The 24,356-nt window shown below is 66.4% G+C and carries 24 protein-coding genes and 1 pseudogene; 13 read left to right on the top strand and 12 right to left on the bottom strand.

Features of this window, described 5'->3' with window-relative positions; genetic code table 11:
• Positions 1-118 precede the first annotated feature (118 nt).
• The 3 genes from NJH59_RS18210 to NJH59_RS18200 all read right to left on the bottom strand — a co-directional run bounded on the left by NJH59_RS18210 (position 119) and on the right by NJH59_RS18200 (position 4,106).
• Entirely contained in the window at positions 119-2,524 is a 2,406-nt protein-coding gene (locus tag NJH59_RS18210; RefSeq protein ID WP_253087138.1) for a TonB-dependent siderophore receptor, read from the bottom strand.
• Positions 2,525-2,634: 110 nt separating this feature from the next.
• Positions 2,635-3,600 (bottom strand): DUF4880 domain-containing protein, encoded by a 966-nt coding sequence (locus NJH59_RS18205; protein ID WP_043861371.1) that lies wholly within the window; start codon positions 3,598-3,600, stop codon positions 2,635-2,637.
• Positions 3,597-4,106, bottom strand: coding sequence for a sigma-70 family RNA polymerase sigma factor (locus NJH59_RS18200; protein WP_043861372.1), 510 nt, complete (start codon positions 4,104-4,106; stop codon positions 3,597-3,599). Before NJH59_RS18200 ends, NJH59_RS18205 begins: the two co-directional genes overlap by 4 nt.
• 166 nt (positions 4,107-4,272) lie before the next feature.
• Here NJH59_RS18200 and NJH59_RS18195 point away from each other — a divergent pair, with 166 nt between their 5' ends.
• Entirely contained in the window at positions 4,273-5,019 is a 747-nt protein-coding gene (locus NJH59_RS18195; protein ID WP_253087137.1) for a hypothetical protein, read from the top strand.
• 52 nt (positions 5,020-5,071) lie between these two features.
• Here the strand turns inward: NJH59_RS18195 and NJH59_RS18190 are convergent, their stop codons facing one another.
• Entirely contained in the window at positions 5,072-5,503 is a 432-nt protein-coding gene (locus tag NJH59_RS18190; protein ID WP_043861374.1) for a hypothetical protein, read from the bottom strand.
• Positions 5,504-5,553: 50 nt separating this feature from the next.
• The gene (locus tag NJH59_RS18185) at positions 5,554-5,850 is read right to left on the bottom strand and encodes a DUF3144 domain-containing protein (protein ID WP_043861375.1); all 297 of its coding nucleotides are present in this window, start codon (positions 5,848-5,850) and stop codon (positions 5,554-5,556) included.
• Positions 5,851-6,071: 221 nt separating this feature from the next.
• Between NJH59_RS18185 and NJH59_RS18180 the strand changes: the two genes are divergently transcribed.
• Positions 6,072-7,748 carry an MFS transporter gene (locus tag NJH59_RS18180; protein WP_078480333.1) on the top strand — a complete coding sequence of 559 codons (1,677 nt, stop codon included), beginning with the start codon at positions 6,072-6,074 and terminating at the stop codon, positions 7,746-7,748.
• 41 nt (positions 7,749-7,789) lie between these two features.
• Here NJH59_RS18180 and NJH59_RS18175 read toward each other — a convergent pair whose 3' ends face one another.
• Entirely contained in the window at positions 7,790-9,022 is a 1,233-nt protein-coding gene (locus tag NJH59_RS18175) for a M20/M25/M40 family metallo-hydrolase (protein ID WP_253087136.1), read from the bottom strand.
• Between the two features lie 106 nt (positions 9,023-9,128).
• Here NJH59_RS18175 and NJH59_RS18170 point away from each other — a divergent pair, with 106 nt between their 5' ends.
• From NJH59_RS18170 to NJH59_RS18160, 3 genes are all read left to right on the top strand, one after another.
• A complete protein-coding gene (locus tag NJH59_RS18170; protein WP_253087135.1) occupies positions 9,129-9,530 on the top strand; it encodes a GFA family protein in 402 nt (133 codons plus the stop codon).
• A 137-nt stretch (positions 9,531-9,667) separates the two neighbouring features.
• Complete coding sequence (locus NJH59_RS18165; RefSeq protein WP_253087134.1) at positions 9,668-10,846, top strand: GGDEF domain-containing protein; 1,179 nt, start codon at positions 9,668-9,670, stop codon at positions 10,844-10,846.
• Between the two features lie 31 nt (positions 10,847-10,877).
• Positions 10,878-11,399, top strand: coding sequence for a GNAT family N-acetyltransferase (locus tag NJH59_RS18160; RefSeq protein ID WP_253087133.1), 522 nt, complete (start codon positions 10,878-10,880; stop codon positions 11,397-11,399).
• Between the two features lie 60 nt (positions 11,400-11,459).
• Here the strand turns inward: NJH59_RS18160 and NJH59_RS18155 are convergent, their stop codons facing one another.
• A complete protein-coding gene (locus tag NJH59_RS18155; protein WP_123752557.1) occupies positions 11,460-12,059 on the bottom strand; it encodes a DMP19 family protein in 600 nt (199 codons plus the stop codon).
• Positions 12,060-12,244: 185 nt separating this feature from the next.
• On the opposite strand from NJH59_RS18155, the pseudogene NJH59_RS18150 reads away from it, so the two are divergent.
• From NJH59_RS18150 to NJH59_RS18120, 7 genes and pseudogenes are all read left to right on the top strand, one after another.
• Positions 12,245-12,775 (top strand): annotated as a pseudogene (locus tag NJH59_RS18150) (GNAT family N-acetyltransferase); the annotation flags it as partial.
• A complete protein-coding gene (locus tag NJH59_RS18145; protein WP_260328920.1) occupies positions 12,758-13,156 on the top strand; it encodes a DUF4440 domain-containing protein in 399 nt (132 codons plus the stop codon). The pseudogene NJH59_RS18150 and the gene NJH59_RS18145, both read left to right, overlap by 18 nt.
• A gap of 90 nt (positions 13,157-13,246) precedes the next feature.
• Complete coding sequence (locus NJH59_RS18140) at positions 13,247-13,870, top strand: SMI1/KNR4 family protein (RefSeq protein ID WP_054914615.1); 624 nt, start codon at positions 13,247-13,249, stop codon at positions 13,868-13,870.
• 19 nt (positions 13,871-13,889) lie between these two features.
• Positions 13,890-14,408: a GrpB family protein gene (locus tag NJH59_RS18135; RefSeq protein WP_043861382.1), complete on the top strand. Its 519-nt coding sequence runs from the start codon at positions 13,890-13,892 to the stop codon at positions 14,406-14,408.
• 100 nt (positions 14,409-14,508) lie between these two features.
• Positions 14,509-15,090: a hypothetical protein gene (locus tag NJH59_RS18130; RefSeq protein WP_100632819.1), complete on the top strand. Its 582-nt coding sequence runs from the start codon at positions 14,509-14,511 to the stop codon at positions 15,088-15,090.
• Between the two features lie 174 nt (positions 15,091-15,264).
• A complete protein-coding gene (locus NJH59_RS18125) occupies positions 15,265-15,561 on the top strand; it encodes a hypothetical protein (RefSeq protein WP_088514983.1) in 297 nt (98 codons plus the stop codon).
• Positions 15,562-15,658: 97 nt separating this feature from the next.
• A complete protein-coding gene (locus NJH59_RS18120) occupies positions 15,659-16,183 on the top strand; it encodes a D-alanyl-D-alanine carboxypeptidase family protein (RefSeq protein WP_043861386.1) in 525 nt (174 codons plus the stop codon).
• A gap of 1 nt (position 16,184) precedes the next feature.
• On the opposite strand, the gene NJH59_RS18115 is transcribed toward NJH59_RS18120, so the two are convergent.
• The gene (locus tag NJH59_RS18115) at positions 16,185-17,390 is read right to left on the bottom strand and encodes an MFS transporter (protein WP_253087132.1); all 1,206 of its coding nucleotides are present in this window, start codon (positions 17,388-17,390) and stop codon (positions 16,185-16,187) included.
• A gap of 137 nt (positions 17,391-17,527) precedes the next feature.
• Here NJH59_RS18115 and NJH59_RS18110 point away from each other — a divergent pair, with 137 nt between their 5' ends.
• The gene (locus NJH59_RS18110) at positions 17,528-18,115 is read left to right on the top strand and encodes a TetR/AcrR family transcriptional regulator (RefSeq protein WP_054914619.1); all 588 of its coding nucleotides are present in this window, start codon (positions 17,528-17,530) and stop codon (positions 18,113-18,115) included.
• 48 nt (positions 18,116-18,163) lie between these two features.
• Here the strand turns inward: NJH59_RS18110 and NJH59_RS18105 are convergent, their stop codons facing one another.
• The 4 genes from NJH59_RS18105 to NJH59_RS18090 are packed head-to-tail and all read right to left on the bottom strand — an operon-like array spanning position 18,164 to position 24,231.
• Positions 18,164-18,649 carry a DUF2165 family protein gene (locus tag NJH59_RS18105; RefSeq protein ID WP_253087131.1) on the bottom strand — a complete coding sequence of 162 codons (486 nt, stop codon included), beginning with the start codon at positions 18,647-18,649 and terminating at the stop codon, positions 18,164-18,166.
• Positions 18,650-18,662: 13 nt separating this feature from the next.
• Positions 18,663-20,099 (bottom strand): efflux transporter outer membrane subunit, encoded by a 1,437-nt coding sequence (locus NJH59_RS18100; protein WP_253087130.1) that lies wholly within the window; start codon positions 20,097-20,099, stop codon positions 18,663-18,665.
• Entirely contained in the window at positions 20,096-23,197 is a 3,102-nt protein-coding gene (locus NJH59_RS18095) for a MexW/MexI family multidrug efflux RND transporter permease subunit (RefSeq protein ID WP_253087129.1), read from the bottom strand. The genes NJH59_RS18100 and NJH59_RS18095 overlap by 4 nt, the downstream gene beginning before the upstream one ends.
• Positions 23,194-24,231 carry an efflux RND transporter periplasmic adaptor subunit gene (locus tag NJH59_RS18090; protein WP_276309536.1) on the bottom strand — a complete coding sequence of 346 codons (1,038 nt, stop codon included), beginning with the start codon at positions 24,229-24,231 and terminating at the stop codon, positions 23,194-23,196. Before NJH59_RS18090 ends, NJH59_RS18095 begins: the two co-directional genes overlap by 4 nt.
• Positions 24,232-24,356: the final 125 nt, after the last annotated feature.

Here is a 24,356-nt window from a genome sequence, read left to right as displayed (position 1 = left end):
TTCACTGCACGGGAATCGAAAGCTCGGAAGTGATTTTTGCCCGACGCGGATTTTTCGGGTGCACCCATCGCAGGTCGAGCCCGCCCCCACACGATCACCCTGGGAGCGGGCCTGGACGTCAGAAGTCCCAGCGAGTGCTGAACATCACGTTGCGCGGGTCACCGTAGTACGAGGAGTTATAGAAGCCGATGTTGGTGTAGTAGTACTTGTCGAACAGGTTGTAGACGTTGACCGACGCCGACAGGTGCTCGGTGAACTGGTAGCGCGCCATCAGGTCGACCAGCCAGTACGGGGTCTGGGTGAAAGTGTCATTGGTGCCCTTGGCGTAGTTGTTGAGGACCTGCCAGCCCTTGCCCTGCCAGCGTGCCCCACCCCCCACGGTGAGCTTGTCGAGGCGCCCGCCAAGTTTGTAGGTGGTGTAGAGGTTGAGCTGATCTTCGGGCTCCCAGGTAGCTACCTTGGCCCCGCCCTGGTCGCGGCTGACCTTGTGCGTGTAGCCGGCCTGCACCTGCCAGCCGGGCGCCAGTTCCCCGGACACCTCTGCCTCGTAGCCCTTGGTTCTGGACTTGATGCCCATGTAGGCGTAGTCGATGTCGGGGTTGGTTGGCCTGGCGTTGTAGAACGTGTCGGCCTGCGGGCGGTTATCTTCGTGCACTTCGAAGTAGGCCAGGCTGGTGTTCAGGCGACCGTCGTAGAACTCACCCTTGATGCCCACCTCGTAGTTCTGGCCCTCGTTGGGCTCGAGCATCCTGTTGCGGCTGTCACGGTAGGCCGTCTGCGGCAGGAAGATATCGGTGTAGCTGGCATACGCAGAGAAGTTGCTGTTGAGGTCGTACACCACCCCGGCATAGGGCACCAGCCGTCCGCTCTCCTGGCTGTCGCTGGTGCCGGTGACCTGAAAGTTTGCCAGGCGGCTGCCCAGCAGCAGCGAAAGGTCATCGGTGACACTGAAGCGCGCAGTCAGGTAGCCGCCACTTTGCCGGGTGGTTTCGTCGTTGCGCTTTGTCACCGAGCCCCAGTCCGGCTCGATGGCCTGGCCGTGCCAGCTCTCCAGATCGTATTCGTTGTCGAAGTAGGTGACGTTGTTGTAGTTGTCGCCCTTCCAGTGCGAGCTGGACACCGAGCCACCCACCACCAGTTGGTGTTCGCGCCCGAACAGGCTGAACGGCCCGGTAGCGTAGAGGTCGCCGCTGTCGCTGGTGGTTTCGCCGGTGTACTTGCGCGAATAGATCGACGACACGGTCGGGGTGTCGGGCGACACCGAGCCCAGTGGCGCGTCATAACCATTGATCTGGTGGTTGTACTGACCCTTGATGACCCAGTCATTGGCCAGGCGATGCTCCAGGGTGGCGAACAGCGTGCGCGAGTACTGCTCCCAACTGCTCCACTTGGCGCCATTGTTGAACGAACGCGGCAGGCTGATGGGGTTACCCTGGGAGTCGTACACCGGACGGCTGCCCGACCAGCCCGAGCCCCTGGGGTCGCTGTCCTGGTAGTCGGCGCCCAGGGTCAGCAGGGTGTCTTCGTCCAGGTCCACTTCCAGGATGCCGTAGTACACGCTGGTCTTGCGCTCGTAATGGTCCATGAACGAGTGCTTGTCCTGATAGGCGGCCACCGCCCGGCCCCGCACGTTGCCACTGTCGGTCAGCGGGCCGCTGAGGTCGATCTCCGAGCGGTAGTTGTCCCAGGAGCCGGCGCCCAGGTCCACATGCCCCCTGAAGTCGGCCGTCGGCTTCTTGCGGATCAGGTTGATCGTGCCACCGGGGCCGCCCGCGCCGGTGAGCAGGCCGGTGGCGCCCTTGAGCACCTCGACCCGGTCATAGATCGCCATGTCGGTAAGGGTCTGCCCGGCCGAGTACTGCGCGTCACGCAGGGTCGGGATGCCGTCGTACTGGAAGTTGACGATGGAGAAGCCGCGCGAATAGTAGTTGGTACGTTCACTGTCGTAGGTCGACACGGTGATGCCGGGGGTGTGGCGCATCACATCGTCGATGGCGTTCAGGCCGAAATCGTCCATGGCCTGGCGCGTGACCACCGAGATCGATTGCGGGGTTTCCCGCGGGGTCAGCACCATGCGCGTGGCGGTGGCGATGGTGCCCGGCGTGTAGGAGCCGGTGCCTTCGGTGATGGTGCCCAGCTGGTTGGCTCTGACTTCGGTGGCCTGCAGCTCCAGCTGCGCACTGCCGGTGGCCAGCCTTGGCATTACCCGGTAGCCCTCGCCTTCGGGCATCGCCTGCAGGCCCTGGGGCGCGAGCAGTCGCTCAAGGCCCTCGGCGATTGCGTAGCTGCCGTCCAGGCCGCTGCTGTGGATGCCTTGGGTCAGGGCCGAGTCGACCGCGATCATCACCCCGGCCTGCTGGCCGAATGCGCCGAGCACGCGATCGAGGTTGCCGGCGCCGATATGGAAGGCGTGGGTGGCGTGGGCATCGGCGCCGGCCAGTACGCCCTGGCTGGCGCACACGAGGGAAAGCCCGAGGATGGCCGTGCGCAAGGCACCGGCAAGCGGAGTGAGGCGGCTGTGCATAAACAATTCCATGGGTTGAGGGTGTTGGCGATGCGCTGTTTTTCAGCGTCTTCCCTGGTCTTGATGCATGAGATGGAAAAAACTGCCGCCGCTGTTAAAAATAATCGTTCTCAGGCCACGACCACGTTTGCCCAGTAGCCGAACACACGCTGTACCCGTATCGGCAACACACTGGCCAGCAGGTCGAGGCTGGCATCGGGCCGATCGAGGGAGAACGAACCCGACACCTGCAAGGCCGCCACCGCCGGATCGCAGCGCAGTACGCCGCGCCGGTAGCGGTCGAGCTGGGCCAACACCTGGCCCAGTGGCATGCGCTCGGCAATCAGCAGGCCGTCAACCCAGGCCTGGGCGCCCGCGTCGAGGGGTTCGACACTGCCGACCTGCTGCCCGAACGCCACCTGCTGGCCGGCGCTCAAGGTCATGCGGGTGCTGCCGGCCCAGGCGATCGAGGCACTGCCTGCCAGCACCTGCACCTGGGTACCCGACACCCCGGGCAGGCCCTGGCTGACCACCAGCCGCGAGGCGGGCTCGGGGCGTACCCAGCCATTGGCGGTGCGCACCGCCAGCGAAGCACCTTGCCCCAGGGTGAGCATGATCCGCCCCAGGTTGAGCGCCAGCACGTCTGCGTGCGCATCCACGCCGGTGCGGGTATCCAGGGTCAGCTCCACCTCGCCAGACAACGCCACGTGATGACGCTCGCCGGTGGTGGTGCGGTAGTCACTGAACAGTTCCGGCAGCAGCACCCGCTCACGCACGCTCAGGCCAGCCGCCAGTACCACCCCCAGCCCGGCGAAGCCCTTGAGCACATTGCGCCGCGACGCAGTGCCACGTGCCTGCAGCAATCCGCGCGCGCCGGCGGCCGGTAACGTCCTGGTGCCCTGGCGCAGGTCATGGGTGAGCCCGGCAAGACGCTGCCAGGCCAGTTCATGCTGGGGGTTTTCATTGCGCCAGTGCTGGCAGGCCTGCTGCTCGGCCAGGCTGCTGACACCCGACTGCAGGGTGACCATCCACAGCATGGCCTGCTCTACCACGCCGGGGTCCAGCGGCTGGTTGTCGATCCGGGCGAAGCGGCTCATGCGCCGTAGACCGCCGCATAGCAGTGGCGGTAGGCCTTGAGCATGGCCTTTTGCACCACGTTCACCGTCAGGCCCTGGTGTTCGGCGATCTGCGCGTAGGTCAGACCGTCAAGCTGTGACAGCAGGAAGATCTCGCGCACCTTGCTGCCCAGCCCATCGAGCACCTGGCCCACCGCATCCAGCGCCTCGAGCACCAGCAGGCGAGTTTCCGGGGACGGCACCAGCGCCGGTTCAAGATGCGCCAGCGACTCCATGTAGGCCTTCTCCAGCGCATGGCGCCGAAAGTACTGGATGCACAGGCGGCTGGCCACGGTGGTGAGGTAGGCGCGCGGCTCGCGGTACACCGGCGGTGCCTCGCTGCGCAGGATGCGCACGAAGGTGTCCTGCGCCAGGTCCAGCGCCTGCTCCCGGTTGCCCAGCTTGCGGCGCAGCATCTGCGTCAACCAGCTGTGGTGTTGAACGTAGAGTTCGCCCACCGCATGGTGGGTGCTGGAAAGTGGATGCATCGGCAGGGTTCCGGGACGCAGGCTGACGGGAGCCGTGCATGGTAATACTTCTCATTAGCTTGCGGTGGATTTTTATGATTGCCGCCGAAACAACCTGCTTCACCGACACTGGCAGGCCAGCGCTCAGGTGCAGTACTGTGCGAGGCAGCCAAAGGGAGGGCTGCATATGGATCAAGCGACACTCACCACCTTGTTGACCAAGCTCCGCAATTGCGACCTCGAGGGCGCGGCCGCCGACCTGCAGGCCCAGGCAGTGGCACTGGCGGCCCGGGGGGAAGAGGCACTGTCCGACTTCCTCGCCCGCTATGCCTTCCGCTCGTTGCAGGGCAAGCACAGCCCGGACAAGACATCGCCGGCGCTGGCCCAGGCACTGCACGACAGCGAACAGCACCTGCAGCGGCTTCACGACGAGCGCAAGGCGCTGCTCGACGACATCCACACCTACTTTCTGGAGTTCGAGAAGATTGCCGTCAACCTGACCCCGGCACTGATCGAACCGGCGACTTTCAGTGAGCAGAACCGCGACAACCTGCCGTTCATCGAGGACTACCTGAGCGGTCGTCGCGAGGTGGTGGACGATCTCAACCTGCAGAGCGTGCTGAAAAAGCAGATCAAGTTCTACCTCAACCTCAACCTGCACGATGAACGCCCCACGTTGCAGGTCAGCTATCGCAAGACCCACATCCAGCCGGGCAAATCCTGGCGGTTCGTGGAGCTGAGCCAGCAGGCCGGGCAACGCAGCGAACAGTTGAACCGGCTGGTGCAACTGGATACCGAGTGCGATACGGTGCAGCGCCAGGTATCACGCCTGAAATGGGAGCTGCGCTGCAACGAGGACACCGGCAACCAGCAGGTGGCCGACTTCCAGAAAAAACTGGGGTTGTTCATGGCCAGTGTGGCTGCACAGGCCTGAGGCCGACCGGGTGGCGGCACCGGCCCGGCGCCCCCGCCCGGCCATTCGCGGATCAGCCCAGGCGGCCCCAGACCTGCACCAGCCCCACCAGGTGCACCACCCCGAACCCCAGGCACACCAGCGAGCTCACCACGATGAAGCGCTGGCTGCGCCCGGTATTGGCCAGCACGAAGGGCCCGGCGATACCGCGCAGCAGGTACACCAGCGTGATCGCGCACAACGCCGGCAGCAGCAACGGCAGCGGCGCGATCACGCCCGCCCCCGACAATGCAAAGGCCGCCCAGCTCAGCAGCACCAGCGCAATCGCTGCCGTGACCACCGCCGGAAAGGTCCGGCCCGCCTCCGCCGCCCGGATGAAGCGCTCACCCGCCCCGAACAGGCGATACCAGGACGGCCCCGCGATGATCGTACCCACGTGCAGCACGGCCGCCAGCGCGCTGAGCGCCGCGGCAATCACCAGCGCCAGATTGTATTCACCTGCCATAACGGTTCTTCCTTGTAGGAGCCGGCGTTGCCGGCGAAGCGGGCAACGCGTTACTTGGCCGAACCCTGCATGTACGTCGCAAAGTTGTTGATATGGTCGTCCAGGTTGTCTTCGAGCATCATCCGGTACTGGTCGCAGAAGTACGTGAGCATCGCCTCGCGTGCCTGCGCCATTTCTTCCCCCGACTTGAAGTTGCGCGCACTCACCCAGGCATTGAACCGGGTGGTGCCGAACATCATCGAGGCACTCACCTTGCCCAGGTCCTGGACCTGCCCGAGCTGCTCGTTGGACAGCTCTATATGGGCGTCGGCGCGGTCGTAGAACGAGTCGTCAGCATTTTGCGGCATTGCGTGTCCCTTTCTCATCACGTCTGGTTATTGCAGCCCCCTCCTGCCGTCCGGCCAACCGTCGGCGAGTGGATATCTGCGCGAAGCTGATTATGCTTCAAACGAGCGGGCAGCGCTGCGAGGTGTCTGTGCGCATTGCGTAGTCCGATGACATCAGCCCCAGGGCTTGGGTGAAGTGGCAGTGGGTGTTCCGGCCTACAACAACAATCCGGAGAAAACTCATGGCGACAATCGACAGCACTTCCACAGGCAGTGCGCCCAGGCGCGGGATCACCAAAGAGGAACGCAAGGTCATCTTTGCCTCGTCCCTGGGCACCGTGTTCGAGTGGTACGACTTCTATCTGTATGGCTCCCTGGCGGCGATCATCGCCAAGCACTTCTTTGCCGGGGTCAACGAAACCACTGCCTTCATCTTCGCCCTGCTCGCCTTCGCCGCCGGGTTTGCGGTAAGGCCGTTCGGCGCCATCGTGTTCGGCCGCCTGGGCGACATGATCGGGCGCAAGCACACCTTCCTCATCACCATCGTGATCATGGGCGTGTCCACCGCGGTGGTGGGCCTGTTGCCCAGCTACTCGAGCATCGGCGTGGCGGCCCCGGTGATCCTGATCACCCTGCGCCTGCTGCAAGGCCTGGCGCTGGGCGGTGAATACGGCGGCGCCGCCACCTACGTGGCCGAGCACGCACCGCCCGGCAAGCGCGGCTTCTTCACCTCGTGGATCCAGACCACCGCCACGCTGGGGCTGTTTCTGTCGCTGCTGGTGATCCTGGCGTGCCGTACCGTGCTGGGCACCGAGGCGTTCGAGGCGTGGGGCTGGCGCATACCATTCCTGCTGTCGATTCTGCTGCTGATCGTGTCGGTGTACATCCGCCTGCAACTGAGCGAGTCGCCGGTATTCAACCGGATGAAGGCCGAAGGCAAGGCATCCAGGGCGCCGCTGACCGAGTCGTTCGCCCGCTGGGACAACCTCAAGGTGGTGATCATGTCGCTGCTCGGCGGTACCGCCGGCCAGGCGGTGGTGTGGTACACCGGGCAGTTCTATGCGCTGTTCTTTCTGTTGCAGACGCTCAAGATCGACCCGCAGACCGCCAACCTGCTGATTGCCGGTTCGCTGCTGATCGGCACGCCGTTCTTCGTCATCTTCGGCAGCCTGTCCGACCGCATCGGGCGCAAGGGCATCATCATGGCCGGCTGCATCCTGGCGGCGCTGACCTACTTCCCGATCTTTCATGCGCTGACCCAGTACGGCAACCCCGACGTGTTCAGTGCCCAGGAACGCAACCCGGTGACGGTGGTCGCCGACCCGGCGCAGTGTTCGTTCCAGTTCGACCCGGTGGGCAAGGCGCGCTTCACCAGTTCGTGCGACGTGGCCAAGAGCGTGCTGGCCAAGCGCGCGATCCCCTACGTGAACGAAAAGGCCGAGCCCGGCAGCGTGGCGCAGGTGCGCATCGGCAGCACGGTGGTGCCCAGCTTCGACGGCAGCCGCCTGCCGGCCGCCGACTTCAAGACGCAGAACGATGCCTTCGCCGCCACCCTGGGCGCGGCCCTGAAGGACGCCGGCTACCCGGAAAAGGCCGACCCGAACAAGACCAACTACCCCATGGTGCTGTTGCTGCTGACCATCCTGGTGATCTACGTGACCATGGTCTACGGGCCGATCGCCGCGTGGCTGGTGGAGCTGTTCCCGGCGCGTATCCGCTACACCTCGATGTCGCTGCCCTACCATATCGGCAACGGCTGGTTCGGCGGCTTCCTGCCCACGGTGGCGTTCGCCATGGTCGCGGCCACGGGGGATATCTACTACGGGCTGTGGTATCCGATCGTGATCGCGGTGATGACCGCCATCCTGGGTACCTTCTTCCTGCCCGAGACCAAGGACCGCGACATCAACCACAGCTGAAACCGCCCGCCCTCCCGGGTGCCGGGAGGGCGCGGTGCAGCCTACTGCGAGAGGTGCCGGATCATCGCCACCGTCAGGTACAGGCGCGGCGCGATGCTGGACAGATCGATGTATTCATCGTCGGCGTGCAACCCGGCCCCGACCACGCCCATGGTTTCGAGCACCGCCGGCGTGGCGCTGCCGGGCACATAGGCATAGCCGGCGTCGGTGCCAAAACGCATGGCGATGGGTTCCAGGCTGCGATCGATCTGGCCATACAGCTGCTGGGCAGTGCTGGCCAGGGCGGCGGAGCCTTCATTTCTGGCCAGCGGCGGGCGCCCCTTGCGCAGGGTCAGCGTGACCTGCGTGTCGGCGATGAGCCGGGCCTGGCTGATACGTTGCGCGTCGGCCAGCACGCGGTCGCTTTCGGACAGGTCGGCATAGCGCATGTCGGCTTCGGCGGTGGCCAGCGCCGGGATGATGTTGGCTTTCTCGCCGGCCTTGGCCAGGGTCCAGTTGACCGTGGTGCCTTTGGCCGGGTCGCCCAGGTCCTTGAGCTGAACCACCTGGTGCGCCAGCTCGGTCAAGGCGTTGCGCCCGTCTTCAGGGGCGGAGCCGGCGTGTGCCGAGCGACCGCGCACTTCCAGCAGCAGCTGGTTGATGCCGTTGGTGGCCACCGTCACCGCGTCCTTGTTCGGGGGCTCGTAGGAGAAGACGTAGTCATGCTTGCGCGCAAGCTCGGCAATGATCTGCCGGGAGCCGAGCGAGCCCATTTCTTCATCGGGGTTGAACAGCACGGTCAGGGTGGCGTAGTCGTTGAAGCGCACATCCTGCAGCAGCTTGATCGCATGCAGGATCATCGCCACCCCGCCCTTCGCGTCGGCCACCCCGGGGCCATAGGCACGCTCGCCCTCGATGCGAAACGGGCGCCTGGCGGCGGTGCCGGGGCCGAACACGGTGTCGTAATGCACCATCAGCATGAAGCGCTTGCTGCCGCTGCCCTTGAAGGTGCCGACGATGTTGTTGCCCACCGAGGGCGTGGCGGCGCTGGTCTGCACCGTGGCGCCCAGGGCCTCCAGGCGCTTGACCAGCAATGCGCCGATGTCGGTGAGGCCTTGCTGGGTGCCGGTACCGGTGTCCACCGATACCAGGGTTTTGAGGGTATCCAGGTAGCTCGACTGCTCGGCCTTGGCTTTTTCCAGCAGGTCCTGGGCGGGGGAAGCGATGGCGCCGGTACAGGCGAAGGACAGGCAGAGCGCCAGGGCGCTGGCGCAGGGAGGGCGAAACAACGGCATAGGGCGGGGCCTCGGTGCAGGGTGGCAAAAGGGTGTGTTGCATGACGGGCAAGGGATCAGCTTAGACTGTCGGCCCTGTATTGCGAGCAACCGGGTTGGACCTTCCATGACACACCAGTACCAGGGCAGCTGCCTGTGCGGCGCCATCCGTTATCAGCTCAGCGCGCCCCTCAAGGCGGTTTCGCACTGCCATTGCAGCCAGTGCCGCAAGGGCCACGGGGCGGCGTTCGCCAGCTACGCCAGCGTCAGGCGCGACGACCTGCAACTGCTGCAGGGAGGCGAGCGGCTCAAGTCGTACGCATCGTCCGAGTCGGTGGCGCGCCAGTTCTGTGGCGACTGCGGTTCATCGCTGTTCTGGTCGCGCTCACAGGGGGACCATGCCGACTGGATCTCGGTTGCGCTGGGCACCCTGGACTCACCCCTGACGTTCGACAGGCAGCGCCATGTGGAGGTGGCTTCGAAGGCGCCGTGGTACGTAATCGAGGACCATTGGCCACAGGGTCGATAGGGTCTTTTGCACTGCCCGCGACAGGCTGGCCCAGGTTTGCGACAGCCGGCTGAAACGCTTCGCGCAAGCACTGCGAAAAAACGATTCAAACGCTTACAATCGCCGCTTTCCGTGCACTTCATGCAGGCCCGCTCGCCATGGCGCTAGACCCACCCACGATGCTCACCATCACGATCGCCCTCGCCGCGGCCGCCGCGCTGTACCTGGCGATCGAGTGGCGCAGCGTGCGTGAACCCTCGCTGCTGTTCTGGAGCGCCGGGTTCGCCACCATCACCGTGGGCTGTACCCTCGCGCTACTGCGCAGCAGCGGCCTGCTGCTGATCGGTATCTGGTTCGCCAATGGCCTGCTGGTGACGGCGCACTGGCTGTTCCTGCTGGGTGTCGGGCGTTTCACGCAAACCCAGCTGTCGCGGGGCTGGTACCTGGTCTTCGTGGTATGGCTCGCGCTGCTGGTGATACCCGAGGAGCCGCAATGGTCCAAGCTGATGCTGCTGGTCAACTCGCTGCTGGTGGCGCTGCTGGCGCTCAAGGCCAGTGCACTGCTGCGCCCGCATGGCAAGTCGTTGAGCGTGGGGGCGGTGCAACTGCGCTACGTGCTGCTGATGCACGGCCTGTTCTACGTGGCCAAGGCGATCACGGCGGTGGTGCCCGGCACGCTGATCGACCTGGCGGCGTTCCGCGGCCAGATCATCCAGATCTCGCTGGTGGAAGGCGCCATGGCAATCATGCTGATTGCGCTGTCGATGACCGGCACCGAGCGCTACCGGCGAGAAAAACGCATCGCCCGCCTGGCCGCCCGTGACCCGCTGACGGCCCTGTACAACCGCCGCGCCCTGGAAGTCCGTGCGCCGCGCCTGCTCGAAGACGTGTCGGCCACGCGGCCCGGAGCGTTGCTGCTGATCGATATCGACAACTTCAAGCTGGTCAACGACCTGTTCGGGCATAGCGCCGGTGATCGCCTGCTGGTCGACCTGAGCGAGATGATCCGCGCGGTGCTGCCCACCGGCGCCCTGGCGGCGCGACTGGGTGGCGATGAGTTCGTGATTCTGCTCAACAACGCCCCCACCGAACGTATCCTGGCGCTGGGCGGTGCCTTGCGCGAGCAGTTCCGGCAGGCCGCCGCGCAGCTGTTCCCCACGCCTGCGCCAGTGACCCTGAGCATCGGCGCCAACCTGTTCGACCAGCCGCCGGGCAGCCTCACGGCCCTGATCGAACAAAGCGACAGCGCGCTCTACGCCTCCAAGCGCGGTGGACGTGACAGTATTCGCGTGGTGGACCGCACCGCAGCCGCTGGCGAACCCCTGCACACGCCTTGAGGCAGTACCAATGGATAAGGTGAACAGCAGCATGATCGCCACAACAGCACTCGAACCCTCGCACTGGCCGCTGTACCGCGACCTGCGCCTGCAGTCACTGCAGGACTCGCCGGATGCGTTCGGCAGCACCTACGGCTCGGAGGCCACGCGCACCGATGAAGACTGGTCGGCGCGCTTGCAGGCGGCGGCAAGCTCCGGCCAGGGCCGTGCGTTTGTTGCGCTGGAGGGCGAAGCGCCCTGTGGGCTGGTGTGGTGCAAGCTGGCCGGTGCAGGGCCCGGCGTTGCCGAGATCTTCCAGATGTGGGTCGACCCGGCCTGCCGCGGGCGCGGCGCCGGACGGGCACTGCTGCGGGCAGCGCTGGACTGGGCCCGCCGCCACGACATGCAGCGGGTACGGCTGGGGGTCACGATTCAGGACAGCCCTGCCATGCACCTGTACACCGCGCTGGGCTTCAAGCCGATTGGGCCACCCGAACCGCTGCGCGCGGGCAGCGCGCTGATGTCCCAGGGCATGGAGCTGGTACTGGATACCGTGCAGGCCCGCAACGACTGACACCGCGCCCCTGACCTCGCGGCACCTCGCCCCCCCCTGGCAGAAACAGGATCCCGAAACCTAATCGGCAGCAAACAGCTGCTGTTGCCGCGCATACGCCACCAGGCGCTCCTCCAGCTGGTCGGGGTCGAGGTAGAAGCGAGTGTCCAGTGCATCCAGCGCGGCCTCGCAGGCCAGGTCGGGCTCATCGGCATAGGTGGGCATGCGCAACTGACGCTCGCCCTGCTCGGCAGGCACTGCCTGGGCGCCGAACAACAGGCCCTTGGCCTCCTCCAGCAGCGCGAGGGTCTGCAACGCGCCGAGTTCGCGCAGCCCCGCGCACGCGCTGGCGTAGTGATCGCCCGAGGAGTTGCCGAAGTACTGGTCGAAACCGCCGTTGTACACCTCGCCCTGCAGCACGTTGACCGCGTAATAGTGCTGCTCGGCCAGTGCCAGCCCGGCAAAGCCCTGGGGCGTTCGGAACACCCGGTCGACCAGCGCAGACCAGTACAGCGCCTGCGGGCTGGCCAGGTACTGCTTGCGCTCCTGGGCGTAGCGCTTGCCGTTCTCGATGTTCTCCCGGTAGCCGCCCTTGCAGGGCATGCACAACCCGCCGGTGCGCGCTGCGGTGCTTGCCAGGATCACGTTGCCGCAGGCGCGGCAGGGTTGGTTGTCGCTCATGCGCCCCCCATGGTCATTGCGTGGTGAGGGCGCGCCCCTTGCGCGTCGCGCCCAACGTGGCGCACATGCTACAGCGTGCCGGCCTGCGCGATCCAATCGCCTTGGCGCATGGGTTTGGTTTACCCTCGGTGCCGACACCTTTGCCCACCCTCGCCCACCCCATGCATTACCGCTTCGAGGCCAAGATGAACCGCATCCCTACCTTCACCACCGCGCGCCTGCAGCTCACGCCCCTGCAATTGAGCGACGCTGCGGCGATCCAGCAACTGTTCCCGCAGTGGGAGGTGGTGCGTTATCTCGACAGCCGCGTGCCTTGGCCGTACCCGGACGACGGCGCACTGACGTATGTGCGCGACCTGGCGCTGCCCGCCATGGCGCGTGGCGAGGAATGGCACTGGATGATCCGCCTGGTGCAGAACCCGCTGCAGTGCATCGGCAGCGTGTCGCTGCACGATACCCCCGGTAACCACCGCGGTTTCTGGCTGGCGCCGCAATGGCAAGGCAAGGGCTACATGCGCGAGGTGTGCGAGGTGATCAACCGCTTCTGGTTCGACACCTTGAATCGCCCGACCCTGCAGGTGCCCAAGGCCGTGAGCAACCTGGCGTCACGGCGCATATCGCTGCGCGAGGGCATGCACCTGCTGCACGTGCAGCCCGGCAATTTCGTCAGTGGGCCGATGCCCCAGGAAACCTGGGAGCTGACGCAGGATGAATGGCGCAAGCGCCGCGGCGACGCCAGCCCCGCAACGCAACCCGCTGGCGAGCTGGAAGCCACCCTGCACTACCTGGAGCAACGCCTGCTGCAGCAGGACGTACGCAGCAACACGGCCTTGCTGTCGACGCTGCTGGCCGATGACTTCATGGAGATTGGCGCCAGCGGCAAGGCCTGGCACAAGGCGGATGTGCTCTCCAGCCTGCCCGTCCAGGCATTCAGGGTGCGCACGATCAGCGATTTTCAGGTACGCCCCCTGGCGCCGGACGTTGCGCTGGTGACCTATACCTGCCACAGCGACACCGCGTCGCTGCGCAGCTCGGTATGGCGCAGGCTCGATGGCCATTGGCAGATGACCTTTCATCAAGGCACCCCGGCCGCGTAATGCCGCAAACGGTGCGGCCCCACCCGCGCCGTTTGCCTGCGGCGCCCATGCGCGGCATCATCTGCCGCCCCTGTACAGCGAGCCACCTCGATGACCGATTACCGCGGGCTGATGCTCGAAGACACCCGGCAAGGCGCCAGCGACGCTGCGCTTGCACAGCTGGAGGCCAGCCTTGGCGCGCCCCTGCCGGCTGACTACCGTGAATTTCTCACGACCTGCAACGGCGCCTACCTCGAGTACGACGTGGCGGTCACCCTGGCCAGCGGCGAACGCGAGCTGATGAGCTTCTCGCTGTACGGGCTGGACCTGGACGGCGAATGGGAGTCGAACCCCTACGAGCTGGAACGCGCACGCCAGCGCCCTGGCTACCCTGCCCACGGCCTGCTGCCGATCGGGCGTGACGGCGGCGCCAGCCTGTTGCTGCTGGACCTGCGCGAGGGGCGCCAGCAGGTGGCCGCGATGGTCGCCGCCCTGCCCGCCTGGACCGGCCGCCGCCAGCAAGGCGACGAATACGTGGTGCTGGCCGAAAGCTTCAACGACTACCTGGCCCTGCTGCATGTGGCCGAAGAGACCATCGTCAACCATATCGACAGCTTCATCATCAGCCAGGACAGTGTGCAGGCCACCCTCGCCTGGCTCGATTCCGGCAGCCGCGGCTGGCGCGAACGCCACCGTGAGCGCTGGAACGCACGGGTAAGCGACTGGCCAATATGACTCCCAGGGAAACACCGCAATGAAGCTGACCAGTCAGATCCGCCCCTACGACAACCAATGGCCCGAGCGCTACCTGGCCGCCAGGGCAGGCATCGCCCAGGGTTTTGGCAGTGAACTGATCGATATCCATCATGTGGGCAGCACGGGCGTACCCGGCCTTGCCGCCAAGCCGGAGATCGACGTGCTGGTGGTGGTCCAGGCGCATCGGGAAACCGCAGCACGCCACGCCCACATGCAGGCTCTGGGGTACGTGCGCGGCTCCGACCTGTCGCCGGGCCACCACTTCTACCGTCGTGATGTCGACGGTATCCGTACCCACAAGGTGCACGTGTGTGCCCAGGGCCACCCACAGATTGCCTGGATGCTGCGCTTTCGCGACCTGCTGCGCAGCGATGACGACCTTCGCCAGCGCTACCAGGCGTTGAAGCTTGAGCTTGAAGCAACCAATCGTGACGGTATCGGCGAGTACCTGGCCGGCAAGGCGCCATTCATCGAGGCCGCGATGCGTGGCCAGGTGCAGTCGCAGGGCGGCGTCTAACGGGCATATCCGCAATCAGTGGCTATGCTTTGCGCGTGATCCACGCACGTTGCGTCATGCGTTGTTCCGCTCATTCAGCCATTACATGGAATGCAGGCTTATGAAATCGATTCGCTCCCTCGCCCACGCCGTTGCCCTCGCCTCACTCATGACCACTGCCAGCTTTGCGGCCCACGCCGCCGAACTGCCGCTGGGCAGCGAAGCACTGCAAGACCACATCAGCACCCAGGTGCTGGCCGTGGACCCGGGCAACTACCGGGTCACGATCGAAGGCCCGAACAACAGCCAGGTGCCTATCCAGCTAAGCGACCAGGCAAAGGACCTGCACAACCTGAAGGTGGGCGACAAGGTCGACATCACGGTGACCCGTGCCGTGGCCTATGTGCTCAACACCAGTGAGGGCGGCGCGCCGAAGGTCACCGACGAGGCCGGCACCGTGCGCGCCACCAAGGACAACCCCAACCCGGGCGGCGAAGCTTTCCGCCAGGTGCGCGTCACCTCCAAGATCACCGCCATCGACCTCGACGCCCATGAAGTGACCCTGCTGCCGCCCCAGGGCAAGGTGAAGGTGGTGAAGGTCGAGGACCCCGAACTGCAGGCGCGCATGAAGAACCTCAAGGTCGGCCAGACGGTCGACGTGGTGTACACCGAAGTGCTGACCGTGAAAACCTCGCGCCCGTGAGGTATGCTCGCCGAGTCGACTGACTCGAACGGCTCTGGCGCGCCGTTCCCGGCCGGATTTCCCCGGCCAGGAACGCACCGCCCACCACCCGATGGCCAGCCGCGCCAGCCACGGGTATTCCATTGGAACACCCCCCTTTTTCACGTCGCTTGACCGTTGCACAGGGGAACCGGGATGAACGCAAAAACAGTGCCTGGCCGCTTGTCATGGGGCCTGCCCTGCCTGCTTGCATTCGCCCTGCTGCTGACCGGCGGCTGCGCCGGCAAGACGGCCGCCAATCGCTATGCCGCCCAGGGTTCCAACTGCTACGCAAAGGCGGTGCCCAGCACTGGCGAAGGCGGCCTGGCCTGGGGCTCGACCCTGGGCCAGGCCCGCAAGAAATCCATGGACAACTGCATGCGCTACGCCAGCCGCTCCGGTGGCACGCCCAGGACCTGCCAGGTGGTACTGGCCCAGTGCAAGGGCCAGTAACGCATCGGCAAGGCGAACCTGTTTGAACGGACGACGCCCCATCGCACCACGTCTTCACTGCTAGGCTGGATTGATACCCGCTGCACAGGTCAGCCCCATGCCCTACTCCCCCGCCGCATTGCAGATGCTCGAACAGCTCGGCATACCGTTGAACGCGGTGATCGAGCGCCATCTGCAGGAGTTCGTCGAAGCCAGCCTGCTGCAGTGGGCCGAGACCGGCCAGGACAACCGAAAGCACGAACTGATCGCCGTGGCCGCTCAGGCCTGGCGCCAGTTGAAAGCGGCTGCCGGTGCCGAGGGCGTGGCGCTTTACCTGGTGTCGGCCTTCAGAAGCGTCGAACGGCAGAAGAGCATCATCCAGCGCAAGCTGGACAAGGGGCAGAGCATCGAGCAGATCCTTGCGGTCTCGGCCCCGCCGTTCTTCAGCGAGCATCACACCGGGCGTGCCGTCGACATAGGCACCCCCGGCTGCACCGACCTGGAGCCCGAATTCGAAGCGACACCGGCATTCAGATGGTTGACCCGCAACGCAGCGACCTATGGCTTCGAGCTGTCGTACCCGCCCGACAATGGCGCAGGCTACGTGTATGAGCCCTGGCACTGGCGCCATGTAGCCAGCTGATTCAGGCGGGCTGCGACGCCGCCGCCCGTGCAACCAGGCGCCGGTGGGCCCACACAGCCACCAGCAGCACCAGGGCACCGGCCACCAGCGCCACACCGAAGCCGGCCCGTGCACCGCTGCCATCCACCACCTGCCCCGATACCGCCGCCCCCACGGCCACACCGATGTTCAAGCCGGCCAGCAGCCAGGTCATGCCCTCGGTCAGACGATGTTCGGGCACCAGCCGCTCGACCAGGGTCATGGCCACGATCAGGGTCGGCGCAAAGAACAGCCCCGCCACCAGCACCGCCACACCCAGGCCCGGCAGGCTGGCGACCAGCAACAGCGGCAGGGTCGTGGCAGCGGTTGCCAGCCCACCCAGCAACAGCAGGCGCGGCAAGGGCACCTGCAGCTTGAGCGCACCGAACAGCAGCCCCGCCACGCACGACCCCACGGCATAGGCCGACAGCACCAGGCTGGCCGCCGCCGGCTGGCCGCGTTGCTCGGCAAAGGCCACGCTGACGATATCCACGGTGCCGACGATCATGCCCATCGCCACCATCAGCAGGGTCAGCAGGCGCACGTTGGCCAGGCGGATCACCGAGCCCGAACGATCCCCGGCAGCTTCCCGGGGCTGGATCGGCGGCTCGGTACTGCGCTGGATGACCAGTGCGAACACACCCAGCACCAGCAACAGTGCGGCCGCAAGCAGGCCCGCCTGGGGCAGTACCACCACCGCCAGGCCCACCGACAGCGGCGGCCCGGCAATGAAGCTGACCTCATCGAACACCGTCTCCAGCGAATACGCCGCTTGCAGCTGCGGCTGGCCACGGTACAGGACCGTCCAGCGCGCACGCACCATCGCCGACACGCTCGGCATGCACCCTGCCAGCACCGCCCCGATGAACAGCGCCCAGTCGCCAGCCCGTTGCCAGGTGCTGGCCAGCACCAGCAGCAGGCCGAGGAGGCTGATGGCGGTGGCCGCAGGCAACACGCGGCGTTGCCCGAGGCGATCCACCAGGCGCGATACCTGTGGCGACAACAGCGCATAGCTCAGCACGAAGGCCGCCGCCACTGCCCCGGCCAGTGCGTAGCTGCCACGCAATTGCGACAGCAAGGTGATGATGCCGATGCCTGTCATCGGCAGTGCGGTACGCGCCAGCAGCCCGGCCAGGGCAAAGCCCAGGGCACCCGGCGCGGCAAAAAGGTCTCGATAAGGGTTGGCCATCTGATGCTCCAGGGCGGTGAATTGACCGCTGACACGGCGGCGCGACAAGTTACATACAGCATGTATGTATAAAAAGCGTATATTCATACGCACCGAATGTAAATAATCATACGAACCGTATGTAAGGAGACACGCCCATGGCTCGCCGCACCCGTGCCGAAATGGAAGAAACCCGCGCCACCTTGCTCGCCACCGCCCGCAGCGTGTTCAGCGAACGCGGCTATGCCGATACCTCGATGGATGACCTGACCGCCCAGGCCGGGCTGACCCGCGGCGCGTTGTATCACCACTTCGGCGACAAGCAGGGGCTGCTGGCGGCCGTGGTGGCGTCGATCGACGCCGAGATGGATGCACGCCTGCAGGCGCTCTCCGACACTGCCCAGACGCCCTGGGAAGGCTTTCGCCAGCGGTGCCGGGCGTATCTGGAAATGGCGCTGGAGCCGGATTACCAGCGCATCGTGCTGCGCGATGCCCCAGCCGTGCTGGGGGGCACCTCGACGGACGCGCAACGCCATTGCATCGCGTCGATCCAGGCACTGCTGGAACGGTTGATCGAACAAGGCGTGGTGGCCGAGGCCGACCCGCAGGCCCTGGCCTCGCTGGTCTACGGCAGCCTGGCCGAGGCTGCGGTGTGGATCGCCCAGGGTGATGACGGCGATGCGCGACTGGCGCGCAGCACCGGCGCACTGGAACTGCTGCTGCGCGGGCTGCTGGCCAAACCATAGGGCATCAAGGCCACGCGAGGGTGGCCCGATTGGAGTGACAGCGGCGCACTAGGCCCACTGCAGGTTGAACACCATGAAGTTCAGCACCACCCACACCACCAGCGCCAGGTGAGTGAGCTGCAGGCCCTCCTGGCGTATCCAGTAGCCGAACCACAGCCCCCCGAGCAGCATGGCGAAAAGAAAGCCCAGGGCTGCGCTAAGCGCCAGGTTCAACCAGGGCCGGGCTGCGTCCAGGCCGCTGCCCAGCAGCAGGTGGTAGCAGCCCGCCCAGGCGGCCAGCACCGCCCCCGCCTGCAGCAGCACCACGACCATCAATGCCGCCCTGTGCACAGCGGGCGAGTGAATGGCCCGCGAGCACAGGGGCAGGTCGATCGCCGGGGCCTGGCGCAGGGGCGCCATCGACAGCGTGCCCCCGACGGCCGCCGCCGAACTGGTAAAAGCCTGCAGGTTGTTGACCAGGGCGATGCTCAACCACAGGGTGAACCCTGCGGCCAGTACCATCTGAAACATCAGCAGTGAAGTTGCAGTATCCACGAAACGGTCCTCATCAGTTGTTCAGGGTGTTTGCGCTAAGCGTCCTGCCGGAAGGCGCGCGCCAGGCCAGGGCCTTGTACAGGTCCACGGCGTTGCCATAGGAGGCGGCCTGTGCCCGCGCGATGTCCTGGCGCAGACGCAACAGGTCGCGCTGGCTGTCCTTGACCGCCAGGTAGCTGCCCGAACCTGCGCCATAGCGCTGCTGGGCGATGGCGAACGCCGCCTCGCCATGCCGCGCCGCCTGCACCAGGCCGAGCAGGTGGCGCTGGTGCTCGGCCAACTGCGTGACTGCGCCCTCTACCTCTTCCACCGCCACCAGCAGCACCTGCTCGAAGTGCGCTGCCTCGCCCTGGGCCAGCGCCTGGGTACCGCGCAGGCGCGCCCGCACCGAGCCCAGGTCGAACGCTGGCCAGGTCAGGCCGGGTGTCAGCTCGAACGCCCGCGCCGCACTGCCCAGGTCGCCGTCACGCAAGGCAAAGAAGCCGATGAACCCACCCAGGTTCAAACGTGGGTACAGGTCGGCAGTGGCAGCGCCCACATCCTGCACACGGGCAGCCAGCAGCCGTTCGGCCTGGACCACATCGGGCCGGTTGCGGATCAGCTGATCCACATCCCCCAGTGGCAGCTGGCGCGCCAATGGCATCGGCGGCATGTCCCCCAGCGCGATGGCGAAGCTGCCGGGGCGCTGGCCTGTGAGCACCTGCAGCCGGTACAGGCGCCGCTGCAACTGGCTGCGCAGTGGCGCCACAGTCGATTGCGCCAGCAGCAGGTTGCTCTGCGCGCTCTCCAGCGCTTCGGGCAGGCCGGCGCCGGCGTGCAACTGCGCCTGGGTCAACTGCACGGTCTCCTGCCAGCTGCGCACCGCCTCTTCGGCCAGCAGCCCTTGCTGGCGTAGTCCCTGGGCCTCGAAGTAGGCCTGGGCCACCTGGGCCGCGATGCTCAACTGCACCTGTTCCAGGTCGGCCGCGGAGGCCTGCGCACGGGATTGGGCGGCGCGCTCCAGGTGATCGAGGCGGCCGAACAGGTCAAGCTCCCACTGCAGGTCCAGCCCCGCCCGCCACGATTCGGACAGGCTGCGGGCCGGCGGCTGCCCCTGCCTGGCCTGCTGCGCCAGGCTGCGCTGGTAGCTCGCGCTGCTGGTCACCGTCGGCTGGCGCTCCAGCGCCTGTTCATCCACATGGGCACGGGCCAGCAGCAGGCTGGCATGCGCCTGCTCGATGGCGTGGTTGTGGGCCAGGGCGTTGGCGATCAGGCGTTCCAGCTGCGGGTCGTCGAAAAAGGTCCACCAGGCTGACGTCGGCTGCACCGGCGTCGCAGCGAAGGCCTGCGCCTGCGGGCTGACCACATGAATGGGCGCCACCTCGGGGGCGTGATATTGCGGCCCGACGCTGCAGGCACCCTGCAACGCCACGGCGCCCAGCAACAGCGGATAACGGCTGAACCCCTTCATGGCCTTGCCTCCCTGTGCCCAAGCGCAAGGCCCTGCTCGGCCTGCTCCAGTTGCTGCTTGCGCGGGCTGTGCACGCGATGGTCACGGGCCAGCCAGGCATACACCGTGGGCAGCACGAACAAGGTGAACAGCGTGCCTATCAACATGCCGCAGACAATGACCACACCCAGGCCGAAACGGCTGTTGGCACCGGCGCCGCTGGCGAACAGCAGCGGCATCACGCCGAAGGTCATCGCGGCGGTGGTCATCAGTACCGGGCGCAGGCGAATCTGCGCGGCGCGGATGATCGCCCCGGCACGGTCGAGGTTCTCGCGCAGCTGGATCTCGTTGGCGAACTCCACCATCAGAATGCCGTGCTTGCTGATCAGCCCGATCAGGGTCACCAGCCCGATCTGCGTGTAGATATTCAGGGTGGCCCAGCCCAGTGCGAGCGGCAGCAGTGCGCCGCAGATCGACAGCGGCACGGTGACCAGGATGATCAGCGGGTCCACCAGGCTTTCGTACTGGGCCGCGAGCACCAGGTAGATGACCACCATCGCGGCGAGAAACGCCAGCACCAGTGCATTGCCTTCCTGCACATACTGGCGCGACTCGGACTGCCAGTCATGGCTGAACTCCGGCGGCAGTTCGCTGGCCAGCGCCTGCAGAAACGCCACCGCCTGCCCCTGGGAAACCCCCGGTGCCGGGATGGCCTGCAGCGTGCTCGCATTCTGCTGGTCGAACTGCAGCAGCCGGTTGGGCTCGACCGTCATCTGCAGCCGCACCACGGCAGACAACGGCACCAGTTGCCCCGCTTCGCTGCGCACATACTGGCGCTCGAGGGCCTGGGGCGTCAGGCGCTGATCCTGGGTGCTCTGCGGGATCACGTCATACGAGCGGCCATATAGCGCGAAGCGGTTGATGTACTGCTCGCCCACCAGCACGGCCAGGGAGTCGCCGAGGGCCTGCATGCCGATGCCCAGGCTGGCGGCCTTGGCGCGGTCGACCGTCACCTTGACCACCGGGTTGTTGTAGTCCAGGTCGCTGTCCACCACCGCGAACAGGCCGCTGTCGCGGGCACGCTGCTTGAGGGTTTCCATGGTCTGGTACAGCACCGGGTAGTCCTGCGCGCTGCGCAGCACCATCTGCACCGGCAAGCCACCGCTGGAGCCTGGCAGCGAGGCCACCTGGAAGGCAAAGATGCTGCTGCCCTCCACTTCGCTCACGGCCTGCTGCAGGTCGGCCTGGACCTGATCGGCCGAGCGCTCGCGGTCCTGCCACAGGCTGAGGTTGATACCGCCGAAGCTGCTGGCCGGCCCGTCGGTGCCGTTGATGATCCAGGTGTCGGTGGTTTCCGGCAGGCTGTGCATCACCTGGTCGAGCTTGCTGGCGAAGCGCTCGGCATAGTCGAGGCTGGCGTACTGCGGCGACTTGATGGCAGTGAGCACGGCGGCCTGGTCCTCGGGTGGCGCCAGCTCGCGTTGCGGCTGCAGGTACAGCCACGGCAGGCTCAGGCACACCAGCAAGGCGACGCCGCCGCTGACCCAGCGACGCGACAGCGAGTGCGCCAGTGCCCGCCCGTAGGCGCTGGCCAGCCCGCCGAACACCTTCTCGGCAAGCCTGGCCATGCGCCCCTCCTGCTGGCCGGGCTTGAGCAGCAGCGAGCTCATCACCGGCGACAGGGTCAGGGCCACCACCCCCGAGACGATCACCGCCCCGGCCAGGGTCAGGGCGAACTCGCGAAACAGCGTGCCGGTGAGCCCGCCGATCAGGCCGATAGGGGCATACACGGCGGCCAGCGTGAGGGTCATGGCGATCACCGGCCCGGCGATCTCGCGGGCACCGACCAGCGCGGCGGCCACCGGCGTCTGGCCCTCCTCGATATGGCGGTGCACGTTCTCCACCACCACGATCGCGTCGTCCACCACCAGCCCGATGGCCAGCACCATCGCCAGCAGGGTCAGCAGGTTGAGGCTGAAGCCGAACGCCAGCATCAGCCCGGCCGCGCCGAGCATCGACAGCGGGATCGCCAGCACCGGGATGGCTACGCTGCGCAACGAGCCCAGGCACAGCCAGATCACCAGCACCACGATCACGATCGCCTCGACCAGTGTGTGCAGCACTTCCTGGATCGAGGCCTCGATAAAGCGTGCAGTCTCGTAGGCCAGCGCCACGTTGACCCCTGGCGGCAGGGTCTGCTGGATCTGCGGCAGCAGCTTGCGAATGCCGTCGACGATCACCAGCGGGTTGCCCGCAGGCGTCGGGAACAGGCCCAGGTGCACCGCCGGGCGGCCATCCATGGTGGCGCTTGTCTGGGTGGCCGCGGCGCCCAGTTCGACCGTGCCCACATCGCGCAGGCGCACCAGCGCCGTGCCGTCATTGCGAATCACCAGGTCGCGAAAGGCCTCGACACTGGTCAGGTCGGTATCGATGCGTATGTCGGCCAGCACGAACTGGCCGCGTACCTGCCCGGGCGTGGCCTGGTAGTTGTTGCTGCGCACGGCATCGGCCACCTCGGCGGCGGTCACGCCGCGCCCGGCCATGCGTTCGCTGTCCAGCCACAGGCGCATGGCCAGGGTCTGGCCACCGAAGGTCTGGATCTTGGCCACGCCGTCGATGCCGGAAAGCTGCGGCTCGACCACCCGCGACAGGTAGTCGCTGAGTTCGGGAATCGACAGCGTGTCGCTGGCAAAGCCCACATAGGCCACGGCGGTGGAATCCCCGGCCGACAGCTCCACCACCGGGTCGTAGGCCTTGTCCGGCAGGCGGTAGCGCACCTGGTTGACCTTGGCCATGGTCTCGCTCAGCGCCTGGGTCGAGTCGCGGTTCAGCTCCATGCGCAGGGTCACCAGGCTGCGGCCCTGCACCGACGACGAAGACAGGTAGTCGATGCCTTCCACCGACGACACCGCCTGGGTGATCGGCTGGGTCACGAAGCCCTGCATCAGTTCGGCCGATGCACCCGGGTATTCGGTGCTGACGGTAATGGTGGCGGTTTCCAGCAACGGGTACTGGCGGATGGGCAGCTTGCCCAGGGCGAACAGGCCGGCCAGCACGATCAGGCTGCTGACCACCAGGGCCAGCACCGGGCGACGCACAAAACTGTCGGTGAACCTCATGAGGCGTCGCCCCCGTCGGCGTTGTGCAGCGTGTCATTGGCCACCTGCTCCACCTGCATGCCGTCACTGAGCTTGAGCTGGCCCGAGACCACCACGCGGTCGCCCGCCTTGAGCCCGGAGGTGACTTCCACCTGGCCCTTCCAGCGCTCGCCGGTGGTCACCTGCACGCGGTGCACGCTCAGGCCGCGTTCCGGGTCGTGGGTGGCGATGAACACGGTCTGGCCGTAGGCGGTATAGGTGATGGCGGTTTCCGGCACGGCCATCACCCGGGTCGGCTGCGCCGCCGCAAGCTGCACGCTGGCGTACATGCCGGCCTGCAACTGCCCGTCCGGGTTGGCCAGGGTGGCCTGCACCCATACTGCGCGCGCCTTGCCCACCATCGGGTCGATGGCGTTGATACGCGCCGCAAAGGCCTTTTGCGGCAGTGCATCCACCGCTAGGGTGGCGGTCTGCCCCACCTGCAAGCCCGGGGCGGCATGCTCGGCCAGCGAGAAGTTCACCCGCAGTTGCGTGGCGTCCACCAGGCTGGCCACGGCGTCACCGGCATTCAGGTACTGGCCTTGATGCACGCGACGGATGCCCAGCTTGCCGGCAAAGGGGGCCCGGATCGCCTTCTGCGCAATCCGTGCATCGACCTGCTGCAGTTCGCCCTCGGCCATCTGCACGGCGGCGGTGGCATTGTCGAGTTGCTCCTGGGTAGTGACATTGGCGGTGCGCAGCTTGCCGATGCGCTGATGCAGGGTGCGGGCATTGCGCAGCTGTGCGCTCAGGCGCACCCGGTCGGCCTGCTCGGGGGCATCGTTGAGCTGCACCAGCAGTTGCCCGGCCTTGACCCTTTGCCCCGACTCGAAGGCGATGCGCGTGATGCGCCCGGTGGTTTCCGCGGCCACCTGCACCTGGTGGGCGGCTTCCAGCTCGCCGGCGGCGAAGGTCTGGCGGGGCGCCTCACGCGAGGTGACGGTGGCCAGCGCGACCTTGGTCACCGGCCACGCCGCAGTGGCGTGCGCCGTCGAGTCCTTTCTGGTCAGCAGCATGACGACGGCCAGCACGCACACAACAGCGGCGCCCCCTCCCAACAGCATCCTCTTGCCCATCTTTGCTCCGCTCATCGGTGTGGTGTGTTCGCTGCACAGCGCATCCCGTGCCGACGGCTGGCATC

The organism is Pseudomonas sp. VE 267-6A (genome assembly GCF_024126555.1).
Taxonomy (GTDB): domain Bacteria; phylum Pseudomonadota; class Gammaproteobacteria; order Pseudomonadales; family Pseudomonadaceae; genus Aquipseudomonas; species Aquipseudomonas palmensis.
The sequence above is the reverse complement of the archived record's forward strand: the minus strand, read 5'-3'. Positions and strand labels throughout refer to the sequence as shown.